Here is a 26,636-nt window from a genome sequence, read left to right as displayed (position 1 = left end):
CTTTTCGTTTGATAAATTATCTCAATCAAAAAAAATAATGAAAAAAACGGGTACGTACCCGTTTTTTTCATTATTTTAGTTAAACGATAGCAGTTGTTGTTACATCACACGTAAAATGAGAAACTATGATAAGGCATTGCATATGGCTTTGTTGCTTATTATTTACTATGGAAGCCCGCAGCCAATGGTTCGATGTAACCAGCTATGGAGCCATTGGAGACAGCACCACTGATAATACAGCTGCTATTCAAAAAGCAGTGGATGCTTGTGCTGCCAAAGGAGGAAAGGTGTATTTTCCAGCGGGGAAATACCTGAGTGCAACCGTTTACCTGAAAAGTAATGTCACCTTATATATAGCAGGAGGAGCCACCATCCTGGGACAGAAGGATACAAAATTATACCCGCATCAGCAGGCCGGTATTAGATTTTATGGAGATGAATGGGCACAGCAGGCACTCTTCTTCTGCAAAGGCCAGGAAAACGTGCACATTGAAGGAAATGGTATCATAGATGGACAGGGTGCAGCATTTGTGACCAATACACTAAAGAAGCCGGACCGATACCGCAATCGTCCATACCTTTTGTGGTTCATAGGGTGTAAAAATATCTCTGTGCGGGACATTACACTACGTAATTCAGCCTTCTGGATGCAACACTACCTTGACTGTGACGATGTAAAAATTCAGGATATAAGAATCTGGAACCATTCCAACAAGAATAATGATATGATGGATATTGATGGCTGTCGTAATGTAGTCATATCTGGCATCAATGGGGACAGCGATGATGATGGAATTACGATCAAGAGCACATCGCCACGTATTTCTGAAAATATTACTATCAGCAATTGTGTGATTAGCAGCCACTGCAATGCGTTGAAGTTTGGTACAGAATCCACCGGTGGTTTCAGGAATATTGCCGTCACCAATTGTGTGATACGGCCATCGGCGCAATTAATTACCATTTACGGCAAACCTGCAGGAAACAGCGGTATTTCACTGGAAATGGCGGATGGCGGCATCATGGAAAATGTATCCATTAATAATATAGTAATAGATGGACCACAAGTGCCATTGTTCATTCGCCTGTGCAACAGGGGCAGGAAATATAAGGAAGGCGGCGCAACACCAGCTCCCGGAATAATAAGAAATATACATTTGTCAGATATTCATGCTACAGGTGCCGACGTTACAGGATGCTCCATCACAGGTATTGCAGGTACTCCCTTGCAGGCGGTCTCTCTGTCTCATATTACTATCGAAACAGCTGGTGGTGGCAAAGCCTCCGGCCAGCCAGTGCCGGAGCTGGAAAAGGATTATCCTGAAGCTACCATGTTTGGCATATTACCAGCCTATGGCCTGTTTATAAGATATGCAAAGGATATAAGATTATCTGATATTACATTCCGTGCCAAAGAAAAGGACAGCAGGCCAGGCCTGATGATCAGCCATACACAACAATTTGCCTGTACTGATCTGGATGTAGGAGGAGTAAGCATACAGGATAGCAGCAATGGGTTTACACAGGAGAAAGGTGCAAAAAAGAAATTAATTGAATAATTGCGGGTACGTTACCGGAAAAATTCTTATATTGTATTAGAGGTATTTCATTTTCATGTAAATGTTCGTTTAAACGCACTATAGGTAAGTAGGAGCTAATTTATCAGGGGGGACAATTCTTTTATTCCAGTGGATATTCATAAACTATGACAGCATATAGAAATCTATTTCTATTAATGGGGATGTTTTTGCCCATGGTATTCACGCACGCAGCTGTTCTACCAGTAATTCCTTATCCGCAGCTTGTAAAGGTGGGGAAAGACAATGTCAGCATGCCTGGAAAGTTACTGCTGACCGGAAAGGACAGTGCTATGCAGGCACGTCTCCTTCGCCACTGGCAGCTGCCGGCAGCATCCGGCCCGCAGGAAGGCGTTAGCTTATATATCATTAGTGGTAATTCATCCATCTATGAGCTTGTCCGGCATTATGCACAAAATAATATTGAGAAAATTGGAAAAGAGGGATATATACTAGTCATCAATCGCCAACATCGGTTCATAGCTGCTAACGATGAAGTTGGACTGTTTTACGGTTTACAAACGCTCATACAGCTTACACGGGCACATTGGCAAACAGCAGTCACCATTATTGACTGGCCTGATTTTCCCGCCCGGATAGTGTTTGACGACATCAGCCGCGGTCCCATATCGACAGTCGATTATATAAAAAAGCAAATTCAACGCCTGGCAGCGTTAAAGGTCAATTATCTCTCGTTTTATATAGAGCATGTAGTACAGCCATTATCTCATCCCGATTTTGCCCCGGCAGATGGAAAGCTGACTATCCGGCAAATCCGTGAACTAAGCGATTATGCAGCAGATTATCACATGCAGCTGATAGGAAATTTTCAATCGTTCGGCCACTTTGAGAAGATCCTGGCATTACCTCAATACAGACACATGGGAGAATCAGCTACGCTCATCTCACCACTTGACGACAGTGCACGCAGATTCCTGACGGATGTAATAGGAGAGCTGTGCGATGCTTTCAGCGCACCCTGGTTTAATGTAAACTGTGATGAAACATTTGGAATTGATAAAGGACGATCAGCAAAATATGTTGACAGCGTAGGCATCCCTAAGTTTTATGCCGGCTTTATCCAGTTATTGTATGATGTAGTGAAACAACATGGTAAAAAAATGATGATGTGGGGAGATATGGCCTTAAAGCATACTGAAATTCTGGACCTCCTCCCCAGAGACATTATGTACCTCTCCTGGGAATATGGGGACCAGGCGAACTTTGATCAGTGGATAAAACCTTTTGCCCGGCGGGGATTACAGTATATGGTATGCCCGGGTATTGTCAATTCTTACCGCATGTTTCCTGATATGATCATGGCGAAAAAAAATATAGGCGGATTTGTTAAACAGGGCAGGGAGAGCGGTGCCGCTGGTGTGTTTACTACGGTGTGGGATGATGGCGGCACCTACCTTTTCGATGCGGACTGGTATGGGGTTTACCTTGCTGCAGACAAAAGCTGGAATACGGGGGCTGATGGGTTTGATCACCGCTTTGAAAACGTTACATATGGTACGGATAATGGTAACTATGTAAATGCTCTTTTTACCCTGATGCAGTTGCGTGAACTGCCAGTTACCTATAACCTGAATGATCAGCTGTGGAAACAGCAGATTGTACCGGACAGCGGCAAACAAATGATCCTGAACAATAACAGTATAGCCGGGGCATTACATATTGTGAGAATAGCCGATAGCCTTTGCCACCGGGCAGCACCTGTGCTTCATCCGGAAGATCTTGCAGCGATGCAGCTGGTCATCCATCAATATGAGCTGATGTTGCGAACCAGGCAGGCTATGGTAGATCCTGATATGAGCACAGACAGTCTCGTAGCAGCCTATAAGGCGACTGCCGAAACCTTCAGAAAACTGTGGTTGAATGAAAATCAACCGTACTGGCTGGATACGGTGTTACGATCCTGGTCACAAAAGGTGAAGGAATTACAGAAGCTGCCTGCGCGTAGAAAAGATATCATTCCAACAAACTCCTTTTACTTCACCAATTGGTTGCTGTGCGGTAACCTGCCGTCAACAGATGGAATGGATAAGGCGTTGCAGCCTTCGCCTGGCGATGTATACATTTATGATGGTAATAAGTATCGCTGGCAGAAGTTTGCAGCCACCAACGGAGGTATTATCGATCTGGAAGAAAAATACCTGCCATCTGTTATATATGCCTATTGCCAGCTACAAACAGACAGCGCCAGGGTAGCAGATGCATGGCTGACATCAGGAGACAGCACGGTGTTGTATTGTAATGGCCGTGAAGTAAAAACTGTGCAAAACCGGATTCAACTACCATTACATGCAGGGATAAACCACCTCCTCATCCGGAGCACTGGAATTTGCCGCAGCTTTACCTTCCGACTACAGGATGACCTTGTAATCACTAATCATAAGCACAAATACCAGATAAATTCAAAAACCAACCGTTATGAAGTGGATTAAAACAGTTTTAATGTGCCTGCTTACGATATCAGCCCCGGCGCAGCTGAAAAAGAAAGATGTCGTCAGGGCCATCGATCAGACTGCACGGTATGTGGCAGATGTATTGATCGATTCCGCAGGTAAGTCCCGCTGTGATTATAATGTGCTGGAAGGGAAATGGTATCCCTACGAAGTGCCCTGGCATACTGGACAGGCCGTAAATGCACTACTGGCGGCTTATAAGGTAACAGGCAATAAACATTATCTCGATGCGGCGAAAAGAGGGGGCAATTACTGGATCAATATGGAAATAAAGGACGATCCCAAACTGAATGGCATGGTGAGCGCTATCCATGGCGATGTGCTGGGACAGGACTATTATGTATTTGCTACTGTTTCTGATGGAACGCCGGGTATCTATGAGTTGTCCAGGGTCACCAAAGATCCTGTATATGCAAAAGTGGCTACCGGTGCAGCGAAGTGGATGCTGAAAAACATGTATTACCCGCAGATGGGCGTGTGCTACGACCTGATAGATGTAAAAACAGGGGAGGTGGTGAAAGAGAACAGCCCTTTCTGGAAAGGCAAAAAGAAGCAGGAGCTGTATGACGTATCAAGGCCAAACACAGAGGGCTCCCTGTTTAAGGATGCATATGAGTTTTCAGGAGATACAGCCTTTCGCAATGCATTCATCCTCCTATGCAACAGCCTGATTGAAAAACAGGGGCCTGAAGGCTTGTGGATGCGGTTTACACCCAATTCAATGGAAGCACATTCCTTTCATCCCCGTTTTTCTTTGTGGTATGCTGAATCGCTGATAGAAGCGTTTTATCTCACAAAGGATAAAAAATACCTGGAGGCAGCTGCCCGCACAGCGCGGCTTTTTGCAAACGCCCAAACGGAAGAAGGAACTATCTATTATGATAACTATATAAATGGACGGGCGCCCGATAAAGGTTCAGCCACCGGTTCGGCAGTATCGCTTGCCGGCATTGTCTGGATCAAGCTGGCAGAACAGGGATACACAGCGTTTAATGAGAATATAGAAAAGTCGGCAGTATGGCTTATGAAAAACAGGTTCGCCGAAAATCATCCTGATCCAAACCTCCGGGGGGCCGTACTTGAAACACGCACAAGATTTAAGAAAGGGAAAATATGGCTCACTAACAGGGATATCGGAACTTCATTTGCAGTCCGGTTTCTTTCGGATTATCTGAATTATAAGTTTAAGTAGGGTCTATTAATTATTCAACCAAAATTATCTCTACATGAAAGCAGGTATTCACCTGTTACGGACGCTATTTTTCTTTACAGCGTCACTGATATGCCTTATATCGGATGTAACAGCACAACAGTCGCCGGGCAATATAAAAGGCCTGATTACAGATACGGAAGGTAATGCCCTGCCGGGAGCTTCCGTGAAAATTAAAGGAACTACAAAAGGGGTATCTTCCGGTACCGCCGGCACCTTTGAGTTGCAAGGTGTAAAAGAAGGCTCCTATACCCTTCAGATCAACTATATGGGGTACGCCCCGATGGAAACAGAGGTGAAGGTAAAAGGTGGTAGCACAGTAGTGAAGGATATAAAGATGTCGTCAAATGTTCACAGCCTTTCCACTATCCAGGTATCCAGCGTAATGGAAGGCCAGCAGAAAGCCCTGAACCAGCAGCGGAATGCCGACAACATTAAGCAGGTGGTCTCTGCTGACGTGATGGGCCGTTTTCCTGATCTGAACGTGGCCGAATCTATGCAACGCCTGCCGGGTGTCACCATTGGCCGCAATACCAGTGGAGAGGGCGCCACAGTACAGCTGAGGGGTACGCCGGGGAACTTTACCAACATCAATGTAAATGGAGAGCAGATCATGGGTTCTTCTGAGGACGGTGAACGTAATGCTACCCTGGATCTCATCCCTGTCAATGTACTTTCTTCCATGGAAGTGATCAAAACGCTTACCCCGGACCTGGACGGAGACGCTATCGCGGGGGTCGTGAATATGAAATCTCCTACCGCCATCTCCCTGAAACCCAGGCTTGCCCTTGACGCAGGACTTGGCTATAACCAACTGAGAAGTAAATCCAACGGGATTGGCAACATTTCATACGGCCAGCGTTTCTTCCAGAACGAGAACAATCCAAACGGGAAGCTTGGTGTGATACTCACTGGCAGCTATTACCGTACTACTAACGGTTATGATGAAGTAAATGCACAGGTATGGGAGCTAAAGGACTTTGGAGACGGGAAAGACTCTATCTATTTCCCTACTGATATCAGGTATCTCTACATGGAAAATCAGCGAACAAGGGTAGGAGCTTCTGCTACAATCGACTATAACTTTTCTCCGGTAACTAATCTTGTGCTGAACGTGATGTACAGCGACAGGGATAATAACATGACTAGATACAGGAAACGCACCCGCATGCAGACAAAGAATACCTCTGTTGATGCAGACGGCAATTATGTGACAAGTAAGGGTCGTTCATACAACGAAATAAAAGATGCATCAGAAGATAATGGGAACCTGAATTTTAATCTCCAGGGAGAAACCCAGATCGGAAGAGTAAAGCTGGATGGAGGCGCATTCTATAGCATCTCTAAACTGAAAAGCAGGAACAACACATTTAACTTTATTACAGGAAATATACCTCTGACCATCAGTAAACTGAACGAAGATTATCTAATGGCTACAGGTACTGACTGGCGGAATGATGCTTCCCTTTTTACCTACAACACCATTGAACGTGATTACTTTAATACTGAAGGCAAAAATTTTGTTGCTAAAATCAATGCCACAGTGCCCTATAAAATAGGTAACAACTCAGCCATCTTTAAAGCAGGCGTGAAGGTGAAGTCCATGCACAATAAGCGGTATAAGCTACCCAATACGCTGGTAGCTAACTTTAGCGGTGATGCCGCAGATGGTAAGCTCACTAACTTCGCAGGCCTCACCAATGTTGATGATGAGCTGCTGGACGGAAATTTTGACTTTGGTCTGGGTGTCGATAAAGCCTCCACCATCAACTACTTTAACAAGCATTATGCTGCCAGCGATGGCACTTTTACCACGGATGAATCCAGTACACGCGTAAGCAAAGACGCTTATTTTTATGATGCTGTAGAAACCATAACAGCAGGATATGTCATGAACCGGATACAGTTCAACCGGTTTATGTTACTGGGCGGCCTTCGTGTAGAACGCACAGACGTAGACTACAAAGGCAACATCATTACCCAGGACGAGGATGAACAGTGGGCTTCTACCACCCTGGCAAAGAAAACAAACAGCTATGTGCGATTCCTGCCCAACATCCAGGGTAAATATGATCTTACAAAGTCATCTCTGATCCGTGGTGGTGTGACCTTTGGCTATTCCCGTCCGAATTTCGCAGACCTCGTGCCTGGGCGAATTATCAATATCCTCAGCGAAACCGTGACCGATGGTAATCCTGAGCTGAAGCCGGCATTCTCTACCAATGTAGACCTGATGGCAGAAAAATACCTGTCTAACCTGGGTATCCTTTCCGGAGGCATCTTCTATAAGAAGATCGACAAGTTTCAATACAATAGCGTGATCAACCTGGCCGGAGATGAATTTGACGGGGCAGATCAATATACAGGCTGGAGATATTACCAGACGCTGAATGGTAACTCTGCTAATGTATACGGACTGGAGTTGAATGCACAGGCAAATATGACCTTCCTTCCGGGATTTCTGAAAGGATTCACCATTTTTGCTAACTATACCTACAGCCACTCTGATGCTGATGCACAGTTCCGCAAGAACTTGCGTCTGCCTGGTCAGGCCACCCACAGTGCCAACGGATCGCTGGCATATTCTTTAAAAGGTTTCACTATCCAGGGTAATCTTAACTACAACGGATCTTACGTCGTAAGCCTGGGTGATAATGCGGATAAAGATGTGATCAGGGATGCACGCATACAGGTGGATGCCAATGCATCGTACCAACTCAGCAAATACTTTACTGTATATGTGGAAGCACAAAATCTTACAAATGCTCCCCAGCGCTCTTATTTCGGTAACAAGCAGCGCATTTACGAAAAGCAATTTTATTCTTATTGGGGACGTGCCGGCCTCAAATTCAGATTTTAAACAAGGTGGAAAATAAAATAAGCATGACAGCAATTACAGCAGGACAGTTAGCCGTTAATATTTATGAAAATCGCCAGGCGCTTGGACAAGCTGCAGCTACGATGGCTGCACAGCAGATAAAAGAGCTGCTGCAGCAGCAGCCTGTGGTCAATATCATCTTTGCCGCTGCCGGTTCGCAGCTGGAGTTCCTGGCTGCTTTGATCAGGGAAGACCTTGAATGGAACAGGGTTCAGGCATTCCATATGGACGAATACATGGGGCTGCCGGATGGACACCCACAGCTGTTCAGTAATTTTCTAAGAGAAAAGATTTTCGGCAAAGTATCGTTTAAAAATATTTTTTACATTAACGGACAGGCCACTGACATTCATACTGAATGTAGCAGGTATGCGGCTTTGCTGAAAACCAATCCTGTAGATATCACCTTCATGGGCATTGGTGAAAATGCCCACCTGGCCTTTAACGATCCGCATGTGGCTTTGTTTAACGACAGCAAGCTGGTGAAAATAGTAGACCTGGACGAAGCCTGCAAGCAGCAGCAGGTAAACGAAGGTTGCTTTTCACAACCCGCTGATGTACCTCCATATGCTTATACACTCACTATTCCTGCTCTGCTTAACGCGAAGTATATTTACTGTATGGTGCCAGGAGCCACCAAGGCACAGGCCGTATATCATACATTAAAAAATGATATCTCAGAAAAATATCCTTCCACCATCTTAAGGGAACATGAAAACACAACCATGTTCCTTGACAAGGAAAGTGCGGCACTGATCATCTGAATCCATCTACCTCCGGCTGCTGGGTTTTACGGGGGGCAGTATTGTGCCTTATTTCCAATCATCTGGCCACAGGTTCTCATGAGTTGCAGCGCAAAGCTTTGGCAATAGGATCGGCTGTACTTATTAGGGATATTACTGGAGGCGCTTTAATACCCCAGCTTTATGGCTGGTTGTCAGGTCTCATTCATCATCAGTATGCATATATCATTTTATTGCCAGCCTTATACATGGCTGGTTTATTATAGTTTTTCGGGAAAACCAAATAAGTTAAATTATAAGTCATGAGAAATTATCGCTGGGTCATTTGCGGCATGCTGTTTTTTGCAACCACCATCAATTACCTGGACAGGCAGGTAGTCGGCTATCTGAAACCCATACTTGAAAAGCAATTTAACTGGACAGAAACTGACTATAGCCATATTGTAATGGCTTTTACCGCTTCCTATGCCATCGGACTGCTAGTATTCGGCCGCATTATCGATAAGATTGGCAGCAAGATGGGATATACCATCTCCATCGCAGTATGGAGCCTGGCAGCCATTTTACATGCCGTAGTAAGATCTACACTTGGATTTGGCATAATCAGGGCATTCCTGGGCCTTGGAGAATCCGGTAACTTCCCGTCTGCTATTAAAACTGTTGTAGAATGGTTCCCTAAAAATGAAAGAGCCATGGCAACGGGCATCTTTGATTCCGGCTCCAATATCGGTGCAGTAGCAGCACCGCTGGTTATTCCGTGGTTGCTAGGCGCCTTTGGCTGGCAGGCTGCATTTATCATTACCGGTAGCCTGGGAGGCTTATGGCTCATCGGCTGGGTGCTTACCTACGACAAACCAGAAAATCATAAAAAAGTATCTGCAGCCGAATTGGCGCTGATAAAAAGCGATAACGAGCCTTTGTTGAATGGGACCGTGTCCTGGAGCTGGTTATTTGGGCTGAAGCAGACCTGGGTGTTCATCATCGGAAAGTTTTTTACTGACCCGATCTGGTACTTTTTTATGTACTGGCTGCCGTCATATTTTTCCAGTGCGTTTCATCTGGACCTGAAGAAACCTTCTCCTCCGCTGATTATAATATATACTGCCGCTACCCTGGGTGCGCTGGGTGGTGGTTACTTGTCTTCCTTCCTCCTTAAACGAGGCTGGCCGGTGTATAAGGCCCGTAAGATGGCCCTCCTGATATCTGCACTTGTGGTATTGCCAATCTTTGCTTCCCGTTATACTGAGAACATCTGGATAGTAGTAAGTCTCATTAGTCTTTCCATCGCAGGGAATGCTGCCTGGAGCGCCAATATCTATACGGTGGTATCCGACATTTTGCCCTCGGGAGCAGTCAGCTCCGTAATAGGCATAGGCGGCATGGCGGGAGCCGTAGGCGGCGTGCTTTTCCCAATTGCTATAGGATTAGTATTGGACCATTACAAGGCCTTAAACCAAATCACAGCCGGCTACAATATTATTTTCATTTACTGCAGCCTGTCTTTCCTGTTGGCATGGTTGCTGATCCATTTTTTATTACCTAAGATGACGCCTGTTACTAAGGTCTCATAAAGCATTTCCTTTCCCTCCATTCCCAGAACGACCATATCCCAATTGGAAATAAGGATAGCAGGACCAATCAGGTTTTATTAGGATAAGCGCTTATGCAAAAGGAAACTACAATGCATTATATTATCCCTGTTATGGGTCAGAAAGCTGCTATCCGGAAACAAAGGGCAAAACCGGGACAATAAATAAAATTAGTTACTGACTCTACAAATAAAGGTTCATTAAGCCAAATTATTAAATTTTTCCCACTACGATTAAAACTTTTCCTTTTTGCGTAAACCCTTACGCCTTTGTGTGGGTTAGTTTTGCAAGCCAAAAACCAAGGACATATAAACTGGACCTTTTATGAACCAAAACGTCACCCGTTACACTTTTACCACAACGCTGCTTTTTACATTACTACTTAGTTCCCTTTGGAACATCGCCAAAGCTGACGAGTTCCTTTCCGCTATCAGGGGGAAAGTTATTACTTCCGATGGTCAGCCTGCCCCTTACGTAACCGTACAGGTCAAAGGCACCGGTAGAGGAATTGTTACAGATCAAAATGGTGAATTCATTTTCAAAAAGATAAAACCCGGTACATATACATTGCAGGTTTCCCTGATTGGATATGAATCCGTAGAGGAGGTGGTAACCGTGGAAGAAGATAAGGTCGCTCATGTAACCATCCAGCTCAGTGCTACCAACCAGCAAATGAAAGAGGTGGTAGTTGTGGCCGATGGAAACAAATACAAGTTAGATGCGCCATCGACCTCCCTCCGTATTGCTACCCCTATCAAAGATGTGCCGCAAAGCATCGAAGTACTCACCCACGAAGTATTGCAGGATCAGCAGATCTTTGATATGCAGGAAGATGTATCCAGGAATATCTCTGGCGCTATGCGTATCGGTCACTGGGATATTTATACTAAAATTCAGGCCCGAGGCTCCCAGCTCTCTGCTTTCAGAAACGGTATGAACGTAGTAAGTAGCCCATGGAGCCCGCTTACCGAAGATATGAGCATGGTAGACCGTATCGAAATTGTGAAAGGCCCTGCGGGCTTTATGCTTTCCAGCGGGGAACCTTCCGGCTTCTATAACGTAGTGACCAAGAAGCCTACTGGGTTGAGTAATAATAATGAAATTGCGCTGACCGTAGGTAGTTTCAATACTTACCGTGGTACACTGGACCTGGATGGCAAGCTCTCCAAAAACGGCCGCCTGCTGTACCGCCTGAATGTAATGGGTACACAGCGTGATTCCTGGCGTAATTATGAATTCAATAACCGTTACTCTATTGCACCGGTATTGAAATACCTGATTGACGACAGAACATCTGTTACATTGGAATATAACCGTCAGTTTGTGCAGGAGCAGGTAATTGGCAGCAACTATGCCTTTTCCCGCAAAGGGTATGCTGATCTGCCTATCAACTTCACCACTGCCGATCCAAAACTGGATCCTACTAAGATCACAGATCAGAGTCTGACGGGTACTTTCGAGCACAACTTCAACAACAACTGGAAATTTACTGCACAGGTGGCCTACCTGCAATATGACCAGAGAGGTCAGAGCATGTGGCCTTCTTATTTCTCTTCTTACAATGATAGTCTGTTGCAAAGAAATATCGGTATCTGGGATGCACTGGCCATCAACCGTACCGGCCAGTTCTTTGTAAATGGTAAATTCAAAACCGGTCCTGTGACCCACACCGTACTGGGTGGTCTGGATATGAAACGTAGCCAGTACTGGGCTGACTGGAATCAATCACATGCCCTGGGTGATACTACCTTCAACATTTATAAACCCACTTACAGCAACGTAACACAACCTACCTGGGATCGTTCTCAAAACATTCGCGTAAGAGGTGTGGAATATGACTATGGTTATACCACCGAATACCTGCAGGATGAACTCGGTTTCCTGAATAATACCCTGCGCCTGACAATTGCCGGCCGCTATACTACCAATATTTATAATAACCCTTACTCCACTACTAAAAATGAAAGTAAGTTCACTCCACGTGTAGGTCTGAGTTACTCTGTAAACAGCAGTCTGAGTGCTTACTTCGTATACGATGAAGTGTTTATGCAGAATGGTGGTACTGATTGGGAAGGAAAAACTTTCAAACCGCTCACCGGGTCTAACACGGAACTGGGTGTGAAGAAGGAATGGTTCGGTGGTCGCTTTAGCACCAATGTAGCTATCTATCAGATCGTGAAGAACAATGTACTGGCTACAGACCTGGAACATGAATCACCTACCGCTGGGTTCATCTATAGCCGTACTAACGGACAGCAGAAAATAAAAGGTGTGGAAGTGGATGTAAAGGGTGAGCTGGCGCGTGGTCTGAGCGTAGTAGCCAACTATGCTTACACCGATGGTCAGGTAACGAAAGACTCTTATGCCAGCCTGGTGGGTAACTACATATCCGGTACTGCGAAGCATATCCAGAATAGCTGGGTTACTTACCGTGTGCCGGCAGGTGTGCTGAATGGGTTGCGCATCTTTGCCGGTTACCAGTGGCAGATAGGCCGTATTGCTGGCCAGGTATATGATAAGTCTGAAAACTTCCTGCCTGATTACTTCAGACTGGATGGTGGTGTTGGTTACAACATTAACAAATTCAGCTTTAACGTGAATGTAAATAATGTACTGAATAAATACCTGTACACAGGGGCACCTTCTTACGACAACAACGGCAACCATATTTATTACTGGCAGGCCGAAGCCGGAAGAAATTTACGCGTGTCTACAAGCTATCGTTTCTAAGCATCCTATTCAATGACTAAGGGGTGCATGGCACCCCTTAGTCTTCTATTTAAAGCAAACTTATGACCTTTAAACAGATCACTGGAAAATTACATTTATGGCTCGGGCTTTGTTCCGGGCTTGTTGTTTTAATACTGGGCATCACCGGTTGTTTGTATGCTTTTATTGAAGAAATAAAACCGGTGGTCTATCATCACCGCATGTATGTAACTGTTCCGCCCAATGCAGTTCGTTTGCCCCTGGCCACTTTACAGGCCAATGCACAAAAGGCTGTCGGTGCAGATAAACCATTGCAGGTAGCGGAGGTGGTGACCGCACCGGATCGTACGGTATATTTCCGTACTGTGAAGGTGAATGAAGAGAAGATTTTTTACAACGGTTACCTTGAATACTTTTACAAGGTATACGTGAATCCCTATACGGGAGCAGTTGTAAAAGTAGAAAATACAAAATGGGAATTCTTTAACCTGGTTATTAACCTTCATGTCAACCTGTTTATGGGGCCTGTGGTAGGTAATAAGATCATTTCGTGGAGTGTGGTGATTTTCGTTGTGATGCTTATCTCAGGACTTATACTCTGGTGGCCGAAGAACAAGAGTGCTATGAAACAACGGGTATGGTTCAGATGGAAAAAGGATACCAGGTGGAAGCGCAAGAACTACGACCTGCACAACATTGCCGGTTTTTACGCCATGTTCATCTTACTGGTGATTGCGCTGACAGGTCTGGTATGGAGTTTTGAATGGTTTAATAAAGCTGTACAATGGACGGCCAATGGTGGCAAAACTGCGGCGGAGCTGCATGCCGTTACCTCTGACACACTTGACCTGCGCCCGTACTCCATGGATAGAATTCTACATACAGCCCTGAAACAGGATCCTGCTGCTACTTCTCTGTTCGTGACCATACCTAAAAATAACAAAGCGGCGGTTTCAGTATATGCCCGGAACGCCCGCAGGCCTTACTTTACCAGCACCAGTACGTTCTATGACCAGCATAGCGGTAAACTGCTGAGAAGAAGTGAATTGAGTAACCGGAACAATGGAGAAAAGGTGATCTCATTTAACTATGATTTGCATGTGGGCAGCATATTAGGTCTGCCCGGAAAAATGCTGGCATTCTTTGCTTCCCTCATTGCTGCTTCTCTGCCTGTGACCGGTGTATATATCTGGTGGGGCAGAAAAAATAAAAAGACGACAAAAAATAAAAAACAGGCATCACGCAAACCTGCAGTCAGCATACCTGTGTAAACTATTTATTATTATGATTTTTGTTAACTTATTCCCTTACTATTAAGGGCGGCACTGCTGTATACAGACTATTTTCCCGTCATATCTTTATCGGTTCAATAAGGTCATTATTTAACGTAACCAAAATAATGAACAAGACAGACACAATCCGTATCCTATTGGCGGATGCACAGCCTGTGTATAGAGAAGGAGTCAGAAGTCTGCTCGTTAGTCAGGAGAACCCTTATGTAATACAGGAAGCGGGGAACACAGATGAGTTCAAACAAGTGTTAAAAACATACTATCCTGATATATTGATCCTCGATTATAACCCGGCATTCTTCAGTCCCGATGTAGTAAGCGCTGTGCCCACCCTGATTCCCTCGTGTAAAGTAATCATTATTTCCAGTCAGCAGACGAAAGCGCACATACTTCGCTCCCTGGAACTGAATGTATACTGCTATCTCACAAAAGAATGTGAAAAGCAGGAATTGCAGGAAGCCATTACCGGCGCTTTGCAGGGGCGAAAAAAATATGCACCGTTTATTGTAGATCTACTGCTGGATGATAGACGTAATACCTCTTATAGTACTACTATCCTGACTGGTAAGGAAACTGCTATCATTCAGCAGATAGCCTCCGGCAAAGCCAACAAAGAGATTGCCGCAGCGTTAAATTTAAGTCCGCACACGGTACATACGCATAGAAAGAACATAATGAAAAAATTGAATGTCCATTCGGCAGTCGGGCTTGCAAGTTTTGCAATAGAGAATGGTCTCGTTACTTAATGTGCCTGCCGCAGGCTACCTCCCCACAAAAAAGGGTGTGCCATAAATAAATGAAAATCCTGCTTTATCAGGTATCCGAATGCAAAGAGGGTGTATCTAATTTCAGATACACCCTCTTTTTTGTGTGAGAATATACCCTTTATAGGGTAGGCTTTTACCACTTGTGTCTACCCTCTTTTTACCCCAATCAGGCGATTGCCATTCTATTATGGTATACCTAGTTTTACATCAATGAAAAACTGCCCTTAACCCATCAACAATAACAATTTTATGAATACTGAAAAGGTTTACGACTTCGCGGCTATTGGTGCAGGTCCCTTCAATATCAGCCTCGCTGCCATGACACAACCCATTAAAACACTCAATGGTATTTTTCTGGATCAGCGCGAAGGTTTCAACTGGCACCCTGGTATGCTGCTCCAGGACACCACTTTACAAGTTCCTTTCATGGCGGATCTCGTCACCATGGCAGATCCTACCAGTCCGTTCAGTTTTCTGAACTACCTGAAAGAAGAAGGACGTATCTATTCTTTTTACATCAGGGAAAATTTTAAAATACTGCGCCATGAGTATAACAGGTACTGCCAGTGGGCGGTAAAAAAGTTAGATAATCTGCATTGGAACACACGGGTAGATGATATCGTATGGGATGATAACAGAACGCACTATACGCTTACCTGCAATAACAGAGTTATTCATGCAAAAAGATTGGTATTGGGAACCGGCACTGTTCCTTATGTACCAGCTATGTGCAGGGAACATATGAAAAATGCCATCCATTCATCTTCCTATCTTGAAAATAAAGATAACTTACAAAGTAAGCGTAGTATTACCATTGTAGGTAGTGGACAGAGTGCTGCGGAGATCTATTATGATCTGCTGGGAGATATAGACACCTACGGATACCAATTGCATTGGATCACCCGTTCTCCCCGGTTCTTTCCGCTTGAATACAGTAAGCTTACACTGGAAATGACCTCTCCTGAATACGTAGATTATTTTCATGCATTGCCGATGGAAAAGAGAGACCAACTGAGCCGCAACCAACGGCATTTGTACAAAGGGATTAATAACGACCTCATTGGCAATATCTTCGATCTGCTGTATACAAAAAGACTCCAACACGATATTACCGTATCGCTGCGTACAAATTCCGCATTGAAGAAGGTCGCTTATGACGATGGCTTCACGCTGGACTTTTTTCAGGAAGAAGTGGAAAAGCATTACAGGCATCATACAGAAGGCCTGATCCTATGCACTGGTTATCACTACAGCATGCCGGCTTTTTTAAATAATATCAAAGACAGGATTGCCTTTGATGAGAAAGGCCGGTTCGATGTAAGCCGTAACTACAGTATTGGGCAAAACATCTATGTACAAAACGCGGAGTTACACACCCATGGATTATCTACACCAGATCTGGGGATGGGCTGTTATCGCAATGCCATCCTGATCCGCGAGATGACCGGTACCGACTACTATGCGATAGAGAAGCGAATTGCCTTCCAGCAATTTATGGTGACCGATGAAGAACAAATCTTACAAAACATACCCGAACTGATATAAGTATGAAGGTGAGGAATTTCTTGATCATCATGACGCTGGTAGCGGTGGTGAGTGACTATTTATTGCATCCTTTTTACCCTCATTTCTTCAAATCCCAGTTTGGGATCACGGATCCGAAAGCCGTGGGTTTTTATTTCAGTACGGTATGTGCGACAGTGATGATCGCCTTCCCGATTTGGGCATGGATTTCAAAAGGTAAGTCGGAACTGCGTATTCTCGTATATACACAGCTGATAGCCGGTGCATTGGCCGCCAGTTGTTTCTTTATCACGAGCTATATACACTTCTGGATCGTTTCCTTATCGATTATCGTCTTTAAAGGGAGCTACCTGTTGGTGTATCCTTTTATCCTGCGCATTACAAAGAAAGAAGAACATACCAATATCATCGGGTTGCTTGCTGTGATCATTCATTGTGGCAGTGTACTCGGTGCTGTGTTTGGAGGTATGCTGATCGACTGGCTGTCTCCGGCATGGATCTTTATAGGCATGGCTGCAGGCGATCTTATACAGGCTGGTATGAGTTTTTATTTGTTGCAAACCGCTGGCTCTGATCAAGTGCCTACTGTGGAAAATCCACAAAAGATTAAAACCAGTATCTGGCCACAGGGCATGGTATTGAAACTCGGCATTATTACAATGATCCTTTATTTCAGTGATTTCATCATCCGGCCATTTTTTGTGCGGTACTGGGAGAGCCTTACGAATAGTAATAGCAAAATTTTGTCCGGCACTGTATATGCCATTCCTGCCGTGGTGGCTATGGTTGGCCTATATGTAAATAAGAAACGGCATAGGCAGCGCAATGTATACCAGGGTATTATCTCTGCATTGCTGTTTGGACTGGCAGGTTTGTTATTACAGGGGTATCCGTTGGCCGGCGCTGTATTTATTGGTCGTTGTATTTATGGTTGGGCTTTCTTTCAGGCGGCAGTCCGCTTCGATGCTTTGCTCTTTCATGTGAGCGATCCGGTAGCATATGCCATTGAATATAGTAAGATCCATTTCTTTCAGAATATGGGCGTGTTGATAGCCAGCACAATGGCTGGGGTGCTGGTAGATCAGTTTAGTCTGCGCATGCCCTTTATGGTAGCCCTTTCGGGTTTCGCCGTTGTAACCGCCCTTTATTATTATGTAATCAGAACACAGACTTCCCAAACGTCAAAATTGATAGTATGAAACAAGCCGCACATGTAGTATCCAATTTACAACCCCTGCTATGGGCTCGTGCCAACCAGTTGCACGTATGTAAGATCATTAGTGAGTTTGCCCATGAGCTCTTGCTTGCACCCATTTTGCAATATGAAGAGAACGGATGGGGGCATTATAATCTGGTAAGTGAAGATATCGTTTATAGTTTTCGTGCCAGGATACTAAGCCTGCAGCACTGGTATATAGACAAAGATTCGCTGAAGAAATTCCGGAACGGTGAACAAGTACCTTTAGACAGCCTGCACTTTATACTGGAATTCAAAGACCAGTTGAATATTTCTACAGAACAATTGCCCAGTTATCTGGAGGAGATCACCAGTACTTTATACGGCAGTACTTATATGATGGCCAATCATACACTGAGTGCAGCAGACCTGGTGAATGCAGATTACCAGACTATCGAACACGCCATGACCAGCGGACACCCCTGTTTTGTAGCTAATAATGGCCGCATCGGGTTTGATGCACTGGATTACAAGGCTTATGCGCCGGAAGCAGATACAAAGATCCGGCTGATCTGGTTAGCAGGCCATAAAAGCCGTGCGGCTTATGCTGCGGTAGATAGCCTGCCTTACCAGTTATTGATGGAAAAAGAACTGGGCGAACGCACGCTGGAGGCTTTCAACAAAGTCCTGAAAGAGAAAGGCGTAGACCCGGCTGATTACTTCTTTATTCCCGTACACCCTTGGCAGTGGTACAATAAATTAGCAATTGTGTTTGCACCTGATATCGCTAATAACTTATTGGTTTGCCTGGGTGAAGGACCGGATGATTTCAGTGCACAACAATCCATTCGTACCTTCTATAATCTCAGTCATCCGGATAAGCATTACACCAAGACCGCTATTGGGGTGCTCAATATGGGGTTTGTAAGAGGACTCACGCCGTATTACATGGATAGTACACCTCCCATTACAGAGTGGATTAAGTCAGCCATTGCGGGTGATCCTTATATTCAAAAATCAGGATTTACATTATTATGTGAAGTAGCGACAGTCGGTTACCGGAACTTTTATTATGAGCCATTTGGAAAAACGAGTTCTTATAATAAAATGCTTGCTGCACTGTGGCGTGAAAGCCCGGCCACTATATTGAAACCGGGAGAGAGACTCATGACAATGGCTGGTTTACTACACATCGATTTCAATGGTAACTCCTTATTACATGAGTTGATCAAGGCATCTGGCTTCTCAACAACAGACTGGTTACGAAAGTATTTACAGAGTTATCTCACGCCTTTGTTGCATTGTTTTTATGAGCATGACCTGGTATTTATGCCACATGGAGAGAACCTGATATTGGTATTGGAAAATCATGTCCCTGTCAGGGCGATTATGAAAGACATTACAGAGGAGATAGGGGTATTTAGTTACAAAGAAGAGATCCCTGAAAAGGGTAGAAGGATCTGTGTAGAAGTGCCGGAAGAATTACGTGTATTGAGTATCCTCACAGATGTGTTTGATTGTTTCTTCCGTTTTGTAGCCCAGATACTGGTAGAACATTGTGACTATGCAGAAGACAAATTCTGGCAGCTGGTGGCAGCCACTATTCATGCCTACCAGGAAGAGCATCCGGAACATGCAGAGAAGTTTGAACAGTATGATCTGTTTGCAGAAGAATTCATTTTGTCTTGTCTGAACAGACTGCAATTAAGAAATAATAAGCAAATGGTGGATCTGGCCGATCCGGCGGGTAGTTTGCAGTTGGCCGGTATGCTAAAGAACCCGGTCGCAGTATTCAAAAAAGCAAATGTCTCCCTGCTGGATGTATGATGACGAAAGGTGAAATGATTACGGATATCATCCGGAATCGCAGGAGCATTTTTGCGGATTATTATATAGATAAGCCTGTTCCCAAACCGGTTATAGAAGAAGTATTGACAAATGCAATTTGGGCGCCAAATTATAAAATGACCCAACCCTGGCGGTTTATTGTATTGCAGGGCGCACAGCTGATAAAGTTCGGATCGTATCTGGCGGATTACTACAGCACACAGTATGAACGGTTGTTACATTATCCTGCCAGAGCAGGATGTGTGATCGTGATCATCATGACGCGGAGTATGAAGGTAGTCATAGAAGAGTGGGAAGAACTGGCAGCAGTGGCCTGTGCCGTGCAGAACATGGCGCTGACCTGCACCGCCTATGATATAGGTGGATATTGGGATAGCTGCGCTGCCTGTATAGAATATGCCGCACGGTTTGAACTGGCACCAAATGAAAGATGCCTGGGATTTTTCTACATGGGTTATTATGATATGGCTGAATATACTTCCAGTAAACGGCGGACAGGGATTGAGAAAAAAGTGACCTGGTTAACATGAATACATATCTCCCCATCTTACTTGGAAAACTACAAGGCGTATTTGGCTACGTGGTCCTTGGCCTTGTTGTAATAGAATGGCTCTTACTGGTGATCAGTAAAAAAATGGAAAGCAACAGAGAAGGCTGGGTGAATGTATTATCTTATGTATTGGATAGCATTCCATATTTCTTCCTGGGCAAGGTGGTGATCTTTGGCACGATGATGTGGTTGTACCAATACAGGATCACCACACTGGGCGATGCCTGGTACATATGGATCCTCACTTATCTGGTGTACGATTTTATGTTTTGGCTGGTACACCTGTTAGGCCACCAGGTGCGCTTCTTCTGGTGTATACATGGTGTGCACCATACGGCCGAAGAGATGAAACTCACAGTGGCCGTGCGGGGATCCTTCCTGGGATTCCTGCATATCCCACTCACAATTATCTGGCTACCCATTTTAGGTTTTGATCCATTCATGATATTTATCTGTGAGTCTATTGCCAGACTTTATGGTTTGTATGAACATGTCAATGATCACTTTGACCGCTATGTCGGGAAACAACGATTCCTTGAATTCCTGTTTATCACACCATCTGTACACAGGGTACATCATGCAAAGAATTATATCTACCTGGATCGCAATTATGGTGAGACCTTCTCTATATGGGATAAATTGTTTCGCACGTTTCAGACAGAACTGGATGATATCAAACCCGTGTATGGCATCCTGAGTGAAAAGATTAACCCCAAAAGCCTCTGGCAGGTACAACTACTACTCTGGCGGGATCTATGGATGGATATCCGGTCTGCCCCCCGCCTGATTGATAAAATACGCTATGTCCTCAAACCTCCTGGATGGAATCATATAGACGGTGGCAAAATGGCTGCTACATACAGGGATGAAGCCTGGAAGGAATATCAATATCCACTTTCTAAAAAGAAAAAATATGGAACCCAATACAGCGAACATGCCACTGATGGAACCCATGCATGATGTGTTGCTCTCCGTAACACGCGCCTATCCGCCAATGGCCCCACTCGTTATAGACATTACACCACGTGAAAGGGCTGCACTGACAAAACTGGGCGATATGCTGGCATTGGCATTTGGTAGCTATGAAAATCCGGCATTCATTGCCGAGTTGCATTTACATGCATTTCAGTTATTGCCAGAAAGAATATCACGTATCCTCAGCAGTTTTGGCACTGACTTCTCAGCTTCTCAATATGGGGCGATCGTACTGAGAGGGTTGGTGAATGTAGATCAGGATCAGCTGGGTCCTACACCCCCTTCTTATAAACAGATGGATTATACGAAGATCAACCGATATGGTTTTATCTGTGCGTTGTTGCATGGAGCGGTGCCTTCCAAGCCGGTACAGTACTATGCCCAGCGCAAGGGAGGTGGGTTATTGCATGCGATAATTCCCGATGAGAAAATGAATTTTACCCAGACAGGGTCCGGGTCAAGAACGGATTTGTTTGTACATACGGAAGATGCTTTTCTCTTTAATGCGGCGGATTTTTTGAGCTTTTTGTTTTTAAGGAATGAAGAAAATGTACCGAGTTCCCTGTATAGTATTCGTTCGCATGGAATGCTGGGACCGGAAATGGAAGCATTGTTCCAACCTATTTATAAATGCCCGAAAGATGCGAATTATGATGCTGATATGGCGAAGGGAGAGGAAGTGACTACACCGGTTTTGTATGGAAACAGGGAGAATCCTTTCATTCGATTTGATGCGGCAGAGCAAATATACAATGAAGCGGCCGGGCAAACTCCGGAGGCAATGGCTCACCTGAAGCATTTCTGGGAGGAGGCGAGGCAGCTGATATACAATGATTATATACCGGAGTCAGGTGATCTCATTTTTGTGAACAATCATTTGTGTGCCCATGGCAGAAATGCATTTGTGGCAGGATATCGGAAAGAGAATGACAGGATGGTGAAGTGTGAGCGGCGAATGATGTTGAGAATGATGAGTAAGACCAGTCTCATTGGCATCAGGGGAGTAACGCACGCGGACGACCCTTATTTAATTATGGAAGAACATTATGGCAGTCTATTTAAATAAATCAAACATGAATCAACCAACCCTGGTTGCTGCACCTGTAAAAGATCTCTTTTATGAGGGGGCAGCGGCAGAATACAATGCTGCTATCACGGCTGCTGCAGAGCGGGTGACGGCTTTTCTGGAAAATAATAAGCGACCATTTAGCGGGATAAAGCCCGCAGCTTTGCTGGCGCAGTTCAGGGAAGTGGATTTCGACACCCCGCTTCCTGATTATGAGCGATTGTTTGAAGAGGTGGATCGGTTGTATATTCAGCATGCAACGGCCTTTCATTTGCCTAAGTATATTGCACACCTGAATTGTCCGGTAGTAATACCGGCGCTGGCGGCAGAGGTGATCATCAGTGCGATCAATAGTAGCCAGGATACCTACGATCAGAGTGCGGGTGGAACATTTATGGAGCGGAAACTGATAGACTGGACGGGTGCGCAGATCGGGTATGATGATCAGTGTGATGGCGTGTTTACAGCAGGTGGGTCCCAGAGTAATATGATGGGGTTGTTGTTGGCAAGGGATTATTATGCGCTGAACTTCCTGCATCATAATATTAAGCTGGATGGGCATCCGGTAGAAGCCAACCGCTTCAGGATATTTGTATCTGAGAAGGCACATTTTAGTAATCAGAAGAATGCTTCGCTGATGGGGTTGGGAGAGCAGGCGGTGATAAAAGTGGCGACTGATGAACGGTTTAGGATGGATGTGGGTGCGCTGGAAGCCGCGATTCAGAAAGAAAGAGAATTGGGGAATATTCCAATAGCAGTGATAGCGACGGCTGGTACCACGGATTTCGGGAATGTAGATCCGTTATCGGGTATAGCAGGGGTGGCAAAGCGCAATCAGTTGTGGTATCATGTGGATGCGGCTTATGGTTGTGGGTTGTTATTGACGGATAAGTATCGTTATTTGCTGGATGGGATTGAGTTAGCAGATTCGGTGACGATTGATTATCATAAGTCGTTTTTTCAGCCGATCAGCGCTAGTGCATTTATTGTGAGGAACAGGGTACACCTGAATATTATCAGGCATCATGCAGATTATCTGAATCCGAAGGAGCAGGATTATGATGCGCTACCAGCTCAGATCAATAAATCGGTGACGCAGAGTACCAGGCGGTTTGATGCATTGAAATTATGGTTTACTTTAAGGCTCATGGGCAGGCAGCAGCTGGGGGCGTATACCGATACGATTATAGAAACGGCAGAAGCGGCGGCGTGTTTGATAGAGGAGCAGGAGGATTTCCAATTATTGAGTCATAGTGATCTGGGAGTGTTGGTATTTAGGTATTATCCGGCCGGCTTAAATGTATCGCCCTGTGAGTTGAATAAAAAGATAAAAGAGCGGTTGTTTTTTAGCGGGGAAGCATTGATAGCAAGTACGAAAGTAGATGGGAAGTTTTATCTGAAGTTTACTATTTTGAATCCTTTAACTACGATTGAGGATATCAAAGAAATATTAAAAGCAATCAGAGAAATTTAATATAACATACCGCCCCCTTTTGTAGGGGGCGGTATAGAAATTATAGGTGCTTGGGATAATTTAATAGTTTTACACTATATATCTTAAACCCTTGCTGATCCTGAATATAATTCGCGGCAAAACCAACTGTAACTTTAGTTTCTTCCGTCAGCGTAAACGTAATCTTTGGATCACTGAACAGCGTATAATGAATCGTCGTATTCCCGCTTATATCCCCATAATCCGGAATCGTATCCAACCCCGGGGCTACTACAATATAAGTCGGATCCTTTGTTCCCTGCCAGTCCAGATCAGATACATCAAAAGTATAGGTACCCGCAGGCAGCGCACTGCCGGTAGTCTGCCAGATCTTGCCATTATGAATAGCCGGAGATCCCCAGCCACTTTCCATATCTATGGTGCCTCCTTCATCTGTTGCATACCCACCATACCCGTCATGGCTTTTTGCCGCCGTATTGGCAATCCAGTCCGTCAGTGTACCCCAGCGGCCACCTGAGTGCAGACCTGCGATCGTGAATGGGGTGGAGGTATTCTTCAGATATTGGGAGGAAATATCTTTGGATGGGCCAATGACCAGCGCATCTACATCTACAATCACAATTGTTACCGCGGCATTGGAAGCTATTTCATACTGCCCTGTACTTTTCAGTCTTACTGCCAGCGCGAGCTTCTTACCTTCGTAATCAGATGATTTTAACTGATCGATATCGAGTGATAGAAAAAAGGTCCCCTCACTTTTTCCGGCAGGAACACTGACAGAAGTTGGAAGGGTATAGAGCAATTCCGGCATTAGTATAGTATTCGCGTCCAGGATATTGTTGAACTTTAAGAGATCAATAGTATCAGCATCGGTTGTAACATTGACAGTATAACCTGCTGGTTTGTACGTACTTGCCTGGGCAACACCCAGGATGATATTGAGTTTATTGGCAGCCGCATCAATGGTGTAATTATAGGTGGAAGAATCCGTACCGGTTGGCACAGGATAATTAGCACTGATACCACCAGAGATATTGAGCGCCTGAGGCATGTAAATATCAGGAATGCCATAACTGTCGGCGTCCTTTTTACAAGCCCAGAGCGATAAAAGAAATATGAAAATGATTGATTGTTTCATAGATTGAATTTTTTAAATGAATTACCAACCCGGGTTTTGCACCAGCACTCCTTTGGAAATACTGATCTCCGTCTGCGGAAATGGATAATAATACATCTTACTGGCATCAAAAACGCGCTCTTCTACGCTGAAGGTGGTATATACTCCATTATTCACTTTTACGCCTAAAAGAGGCTTATTTAAGGCCGTTGCAGCATCCTTCCACCTGAGCAGGTCCCAGTATCTATAATCCTCAAATGCTAATTCAATTCTTCTTTCATGCTTTACAGCAGTTCTGAATTCGTCCTGACTGGTGGCTGTCACCGCCGGCATATTTACCCCTGTTCGTGCACGCACCATATTGATCGCGGCCCTGGCTGTTAATCCATAACCATTATCATTATCCGGACCATAGGCTTCATTCATCGCCTCTGCATATTCCAGCAATACTTCTCCATATCGCATCACCACCCAATGGTGTGTGGCAGTACCTCCCTGCACAAGATTCAATCCATCATTCAGGAATTTTTTCAGATAATACCCCGTCTTACTTGCATTTGTATTTGCCATATCATCCGTACCACCCGGGGCTTCGTTGATCACCCTGCTATTCCAGGTACTTCCATTTGTTACAACACTCATCCCCAGTCTTGGATCACGGTTGGTATAAGGGTTCGCGGGATCCGGCGTACCTGTATATTCATAATCTGATACAAGATTTTCAGAAGGTGTTACCCCGCTCTGACCACCGGAAGTACTGATGGGATAGTTCAGGGTTTCCATGTAATGATTCGCTGCCTGCCTGACTGCCAGAATCGTTTCGCCGCTGCTTAACGTATTACTTTGTAAAAAGTAATTCCTGTAATCAGCCGATAAACTATATATTCCTAACGCAATCACATCATGGGCAGCAGCAGCAGCCTGCTGCCATCTCACCACATCTCCGCCTGTATTGTGCAATGGACTGGCCCAAAATAGTAATGCTCTTGCCTTTAATGCCAGTGCCACCCCCTTTGTAAACCGGCCATCATAATTGGAAAAAGAAGAGGTTTTCCAGTTCACCTGCAAACTGTCCTGATAGGATGTTACCTCATCAACTATAAAACTCATCACACTATCATAAGGCGTAGCCGGCATAATCGTATTCTCATCTGCATTCAGCACCCTCGTCAGCAGCGGTACACCTCCATATCTTTTTGATAATTCAAAATAGAAGTATGCTCTTAGAATGTGTGCTTCCGCCCTGTACCATGCCACATTCGTCACATCATTTTTGTAACTGATAGCCCCGGCAGCGGAGATCGTGTCCCTGTTAGCACCTAAGATATCTTTGTAATTCACGGAGTGTTCAAGGAAGTAATTCGCCGCCCTGATACCCCTATAATAGCTAGTGTAGTAGTTATCCGGGTTCGTCGTTGCATTCCAGCTTCCCTGGTTAAACAGCTGTGCATTGGAAATACCTGAAGTTTGTTCCGCCTCGTCTGTGGCCGCTGCAAAAAGATTATCATCCACAGATAAAAAGCCATTCCTGATATATGCATATGGCGCATTGCCCAGGGAGATCAGGGTACTGTAATCCGAATTGAGCGTCTCGTCTGTTTCGGATGAATCGATCTTTGTATTTAGGAAGTCTTTTGAGCAGGCACTCAGCACCAGCAAAATGACTATATAGATTGTTAGTTTCTGCATG

18 protein-coding genes are annotated in these 26,636 nt (G+C 44.8%); 16 read left to right on the top strand and 2 right to left on the bottom strand.

What is annotated here, in order from left to right; translation table 11 throughout:
• Positions 1-167 precede the first annotated feature (167 nt).
• From SIO70_RS22050 to SIO70_RS21975, 16 genes are all read left to right on the top strand, one after another.
• Positions 168-1,559, top strand: coding sequence for a glycoside hydrolase family 28 protein (locus SIO70_RS22050; protein ID WP_320574373.1), 1,392 nt, complete (start codon positions 168-170; stop codon positions 1,557-1,559).
• A 146-nt stretch (positions 1,560-1,705) separates the two neighbouring features.
• A complete protein-coding gene (locus tag SIO70_RS22045; RefSeq protein ID WP_320574371.1) occupies positions 1,706-4,027 on the top strand; it encodes a glycoside hydrolase family 20 zincin-like fold domain-containing protein in 2,322 nt (773 codons plus the stop codon).
• The gene (locus tag SIO70_RS22040) at positions 4,014-5,240 is read left to right on the top strand and encodes a hypothetical protein (protein ID WP_320574370.1); all 1,227 of its coding nucleotides are present in this window, start codon (positions 4,014-4,016) and stop codon (positions 5,238-5,240) included. The genes SIO70_RS22045 and SIO70_RS22040 overlap by 14 nt, the downstream gene beginning before the upstream one ends.
• A gap of 34 nt (positions 5,241-5,274) precedes the next feature.
• A complete protein-coding gene (locus tag SIO70_RS22035; RefSeq protein WP_320574368.1) occupies positions 5,275-8,118 on the top strand; it encodes a TonB-dependent receptor in 2,844 nt (947 codons plus the stop codon).
• A 23-nt stretch (positions 8,119-8,141) separates the two neighbouring features.
• Positions 8,142-8,900 (top strand): 6-phosphogluconolactonase, encoded by a 759-nt coding sequence (locus SIO70_RS22030; protein ID WP_320574365.1) that lies wholly within the window; start codon positions 8,142-8,144, stop codon positions 8,898-8,900.
• A 281-nt stretch (positions 8,901-9,181) separates the two neighbouring features.
• Positions 9,182-10,450, top strand: coding sequence for an MFS transporter (locus tag SIO70_RS22025; protein WP_320574363.1), 1,269 nt, complete (start codon positions 9,182-9,184; stop codon positions 10,448-10,450).
• Between the two features lie 342 nt (positions 10,451-10,792).
• A complete protein-coding gene (locus SIO70_RS22020; protein ID WP_320574361.1) occupies positions 10,793-13,198 on the top strand; it encodes a TonB-dependent siderophore receptor in 2,406 nt (801 codons plus the stop codon).
• A 62-nt stretch (positions 13,199-13,260) separates the two neighbouring features.
• Positions 13,261-14,448: a PepSY-associated TM helix domain-containing protein gene (locus tag SIO70_RS22015; RefSeq protein WP_320574359.1), complete on the top strand. Its 1,188-nt coding sequence runs from the start codon at positions 13,261-13,263 to the stop codon at positions 14,446-14,448.
• 128 nt (positions 14,449-14,576) lie between these two features.
• A complete protein-coding gene (locus SIO70_RS22010) occupies positions 14,577-15,215 on the top strand; it encodes a response regulator transcription factor (RefSeq protein WP_320574357.1) in 639 nt (212 codons plus the stop codon).
• Positions 15,216-15,485: 270 nt separating this feature from the next.
• The gene (locus tag SIO70_RS22005; RefSeq protein ID WP_320574356.1) at positions 15,486-16,781 is read left to right on the top strand and encodes a lysine N(6)-hydroxylase/L-ornithine N(5)-oxygenase family protein; all 1,296 of its coding nucleotides are present in this window, start codon (positions 15,486-15,488) and stop codon (positions 16,779-16,781) included.
• An 8-nt stretch (positions 16,782-16,789) separates the two neighbouring features.
• A complete protein-coding gene (locus tag SIO70_RS22000; RefSeq protein WP_320574354.1) occupies positions 16,790-17,959 on the top strand; it encodes an MFS transporter in 1,170 nt (389 codons plus the stop codon).
• On the top strand, positions 17,956-19,764 hold the full coding sequence (locus tag SIO70_RS21995; protein ID WP_320574352.1) for an IucA/IucC family siderophore biosynthesis protein: 1,809 nt from the start codon (positions 17,956-17,958) through the stop codon (positions 19,762-19,764). The genes SIO70_RS22000 and SIO70_RS21995 overlap by 4 nt, the downstream gene beginning before the upstream one ends.
• Positions 19,761-20,315, top strand: a complete 555-nt coding sequence (locus SIO70_RS21990; RefSeq protein WP_320574350.1) for a nitroreductase — start codon at positions 19,761-19,763, stop codon at positions 20,313-20,315. The genes SIO70_RS21995 and SIO70_RS21990 overlap by 4 nt, the downstream gene beginning before the upstream one ends.
• Positions 20,312-21,295: a sterol desaturase family protein gene (locus SIO70_RS21985; RefSeq protein ID WP_320574348.1), complete on the top strand. Its 984-nt coding sequence runs from the start codon at positions 20,312-20,314 to the stop codon at positions 21,293-21,295. Before SIO70_RS21990 ends, SIO70_RS21985 begins: the two co-directional genes overlap by 4 nt.
• Positions 21,249-22,376: a taurine catabolism dioxygenase TauD gene (locus SIO70_RS21980; RefSeq protein WP_320574346.1), complete on the top strand. Its 1,128-nt coding sequence runs from the start codon at positions 21,249-21,251 to the stop codon at positions 22,374-22,376. Before SIO70_RS21985 ends, SIO70_RS21980 begins: the two co-directional genes overlap by 47 nt.
• A 7-nt stretch (positions 22,377-22,383) precedes the next feature.
• Complete coding sequence (locus SIO70_RS21975) at positions 22,384-23,850, top strand: aspartate aminotransferase family protein (protein WP_320574344.1); 1,467 nt, start codon at positions 22,384-22,386, stop codon at positions 23,848-23,850.
• Between the two features lie 40 nt (positions 23,851-23,890).
• Here the strand turns inward: SIO70_RS21975 and SIO70_RS21970 are convergent, their stop codons facing one another.
• A complete protein-coding gene (locus SIO70_RS21970) occupies positions 23,891-24,967 on the bottom strand; it encodes a DUF5013 domain-containing protein (RefSeq protein ID WP_320574341.1) in 1,077 nt (358 codons plus the stop codon).
• Positions 24,968-24,988: 21 nt separating this feature from the next.
• Positions 24,989-26,635, bottom strand: coding sequence for a RagB/SusD family nutrient uptake outer membrane protein (locus tag SIO70_RS21965; protein WP_320574340.1), 1,647 nt, complete (start codon positions 26,633-26,635; stop codon positions 24,989-24,991).
• Position 26,636: the final 1 nt, after the last annotated feature.

The sequence above is a fragment of the Chitinophaga sancti genome (assembly GCF_034087045.1).
Lineage (GTDB): Bacteria > Bacteroidota > Bacteroidia > Chitinophagales > Chitinophagaceae > Chitinophaga > Chitinophaga sancti_B.
This window is presented reverse-complemented; position numbering and strand designations above follow the sequence as displayed.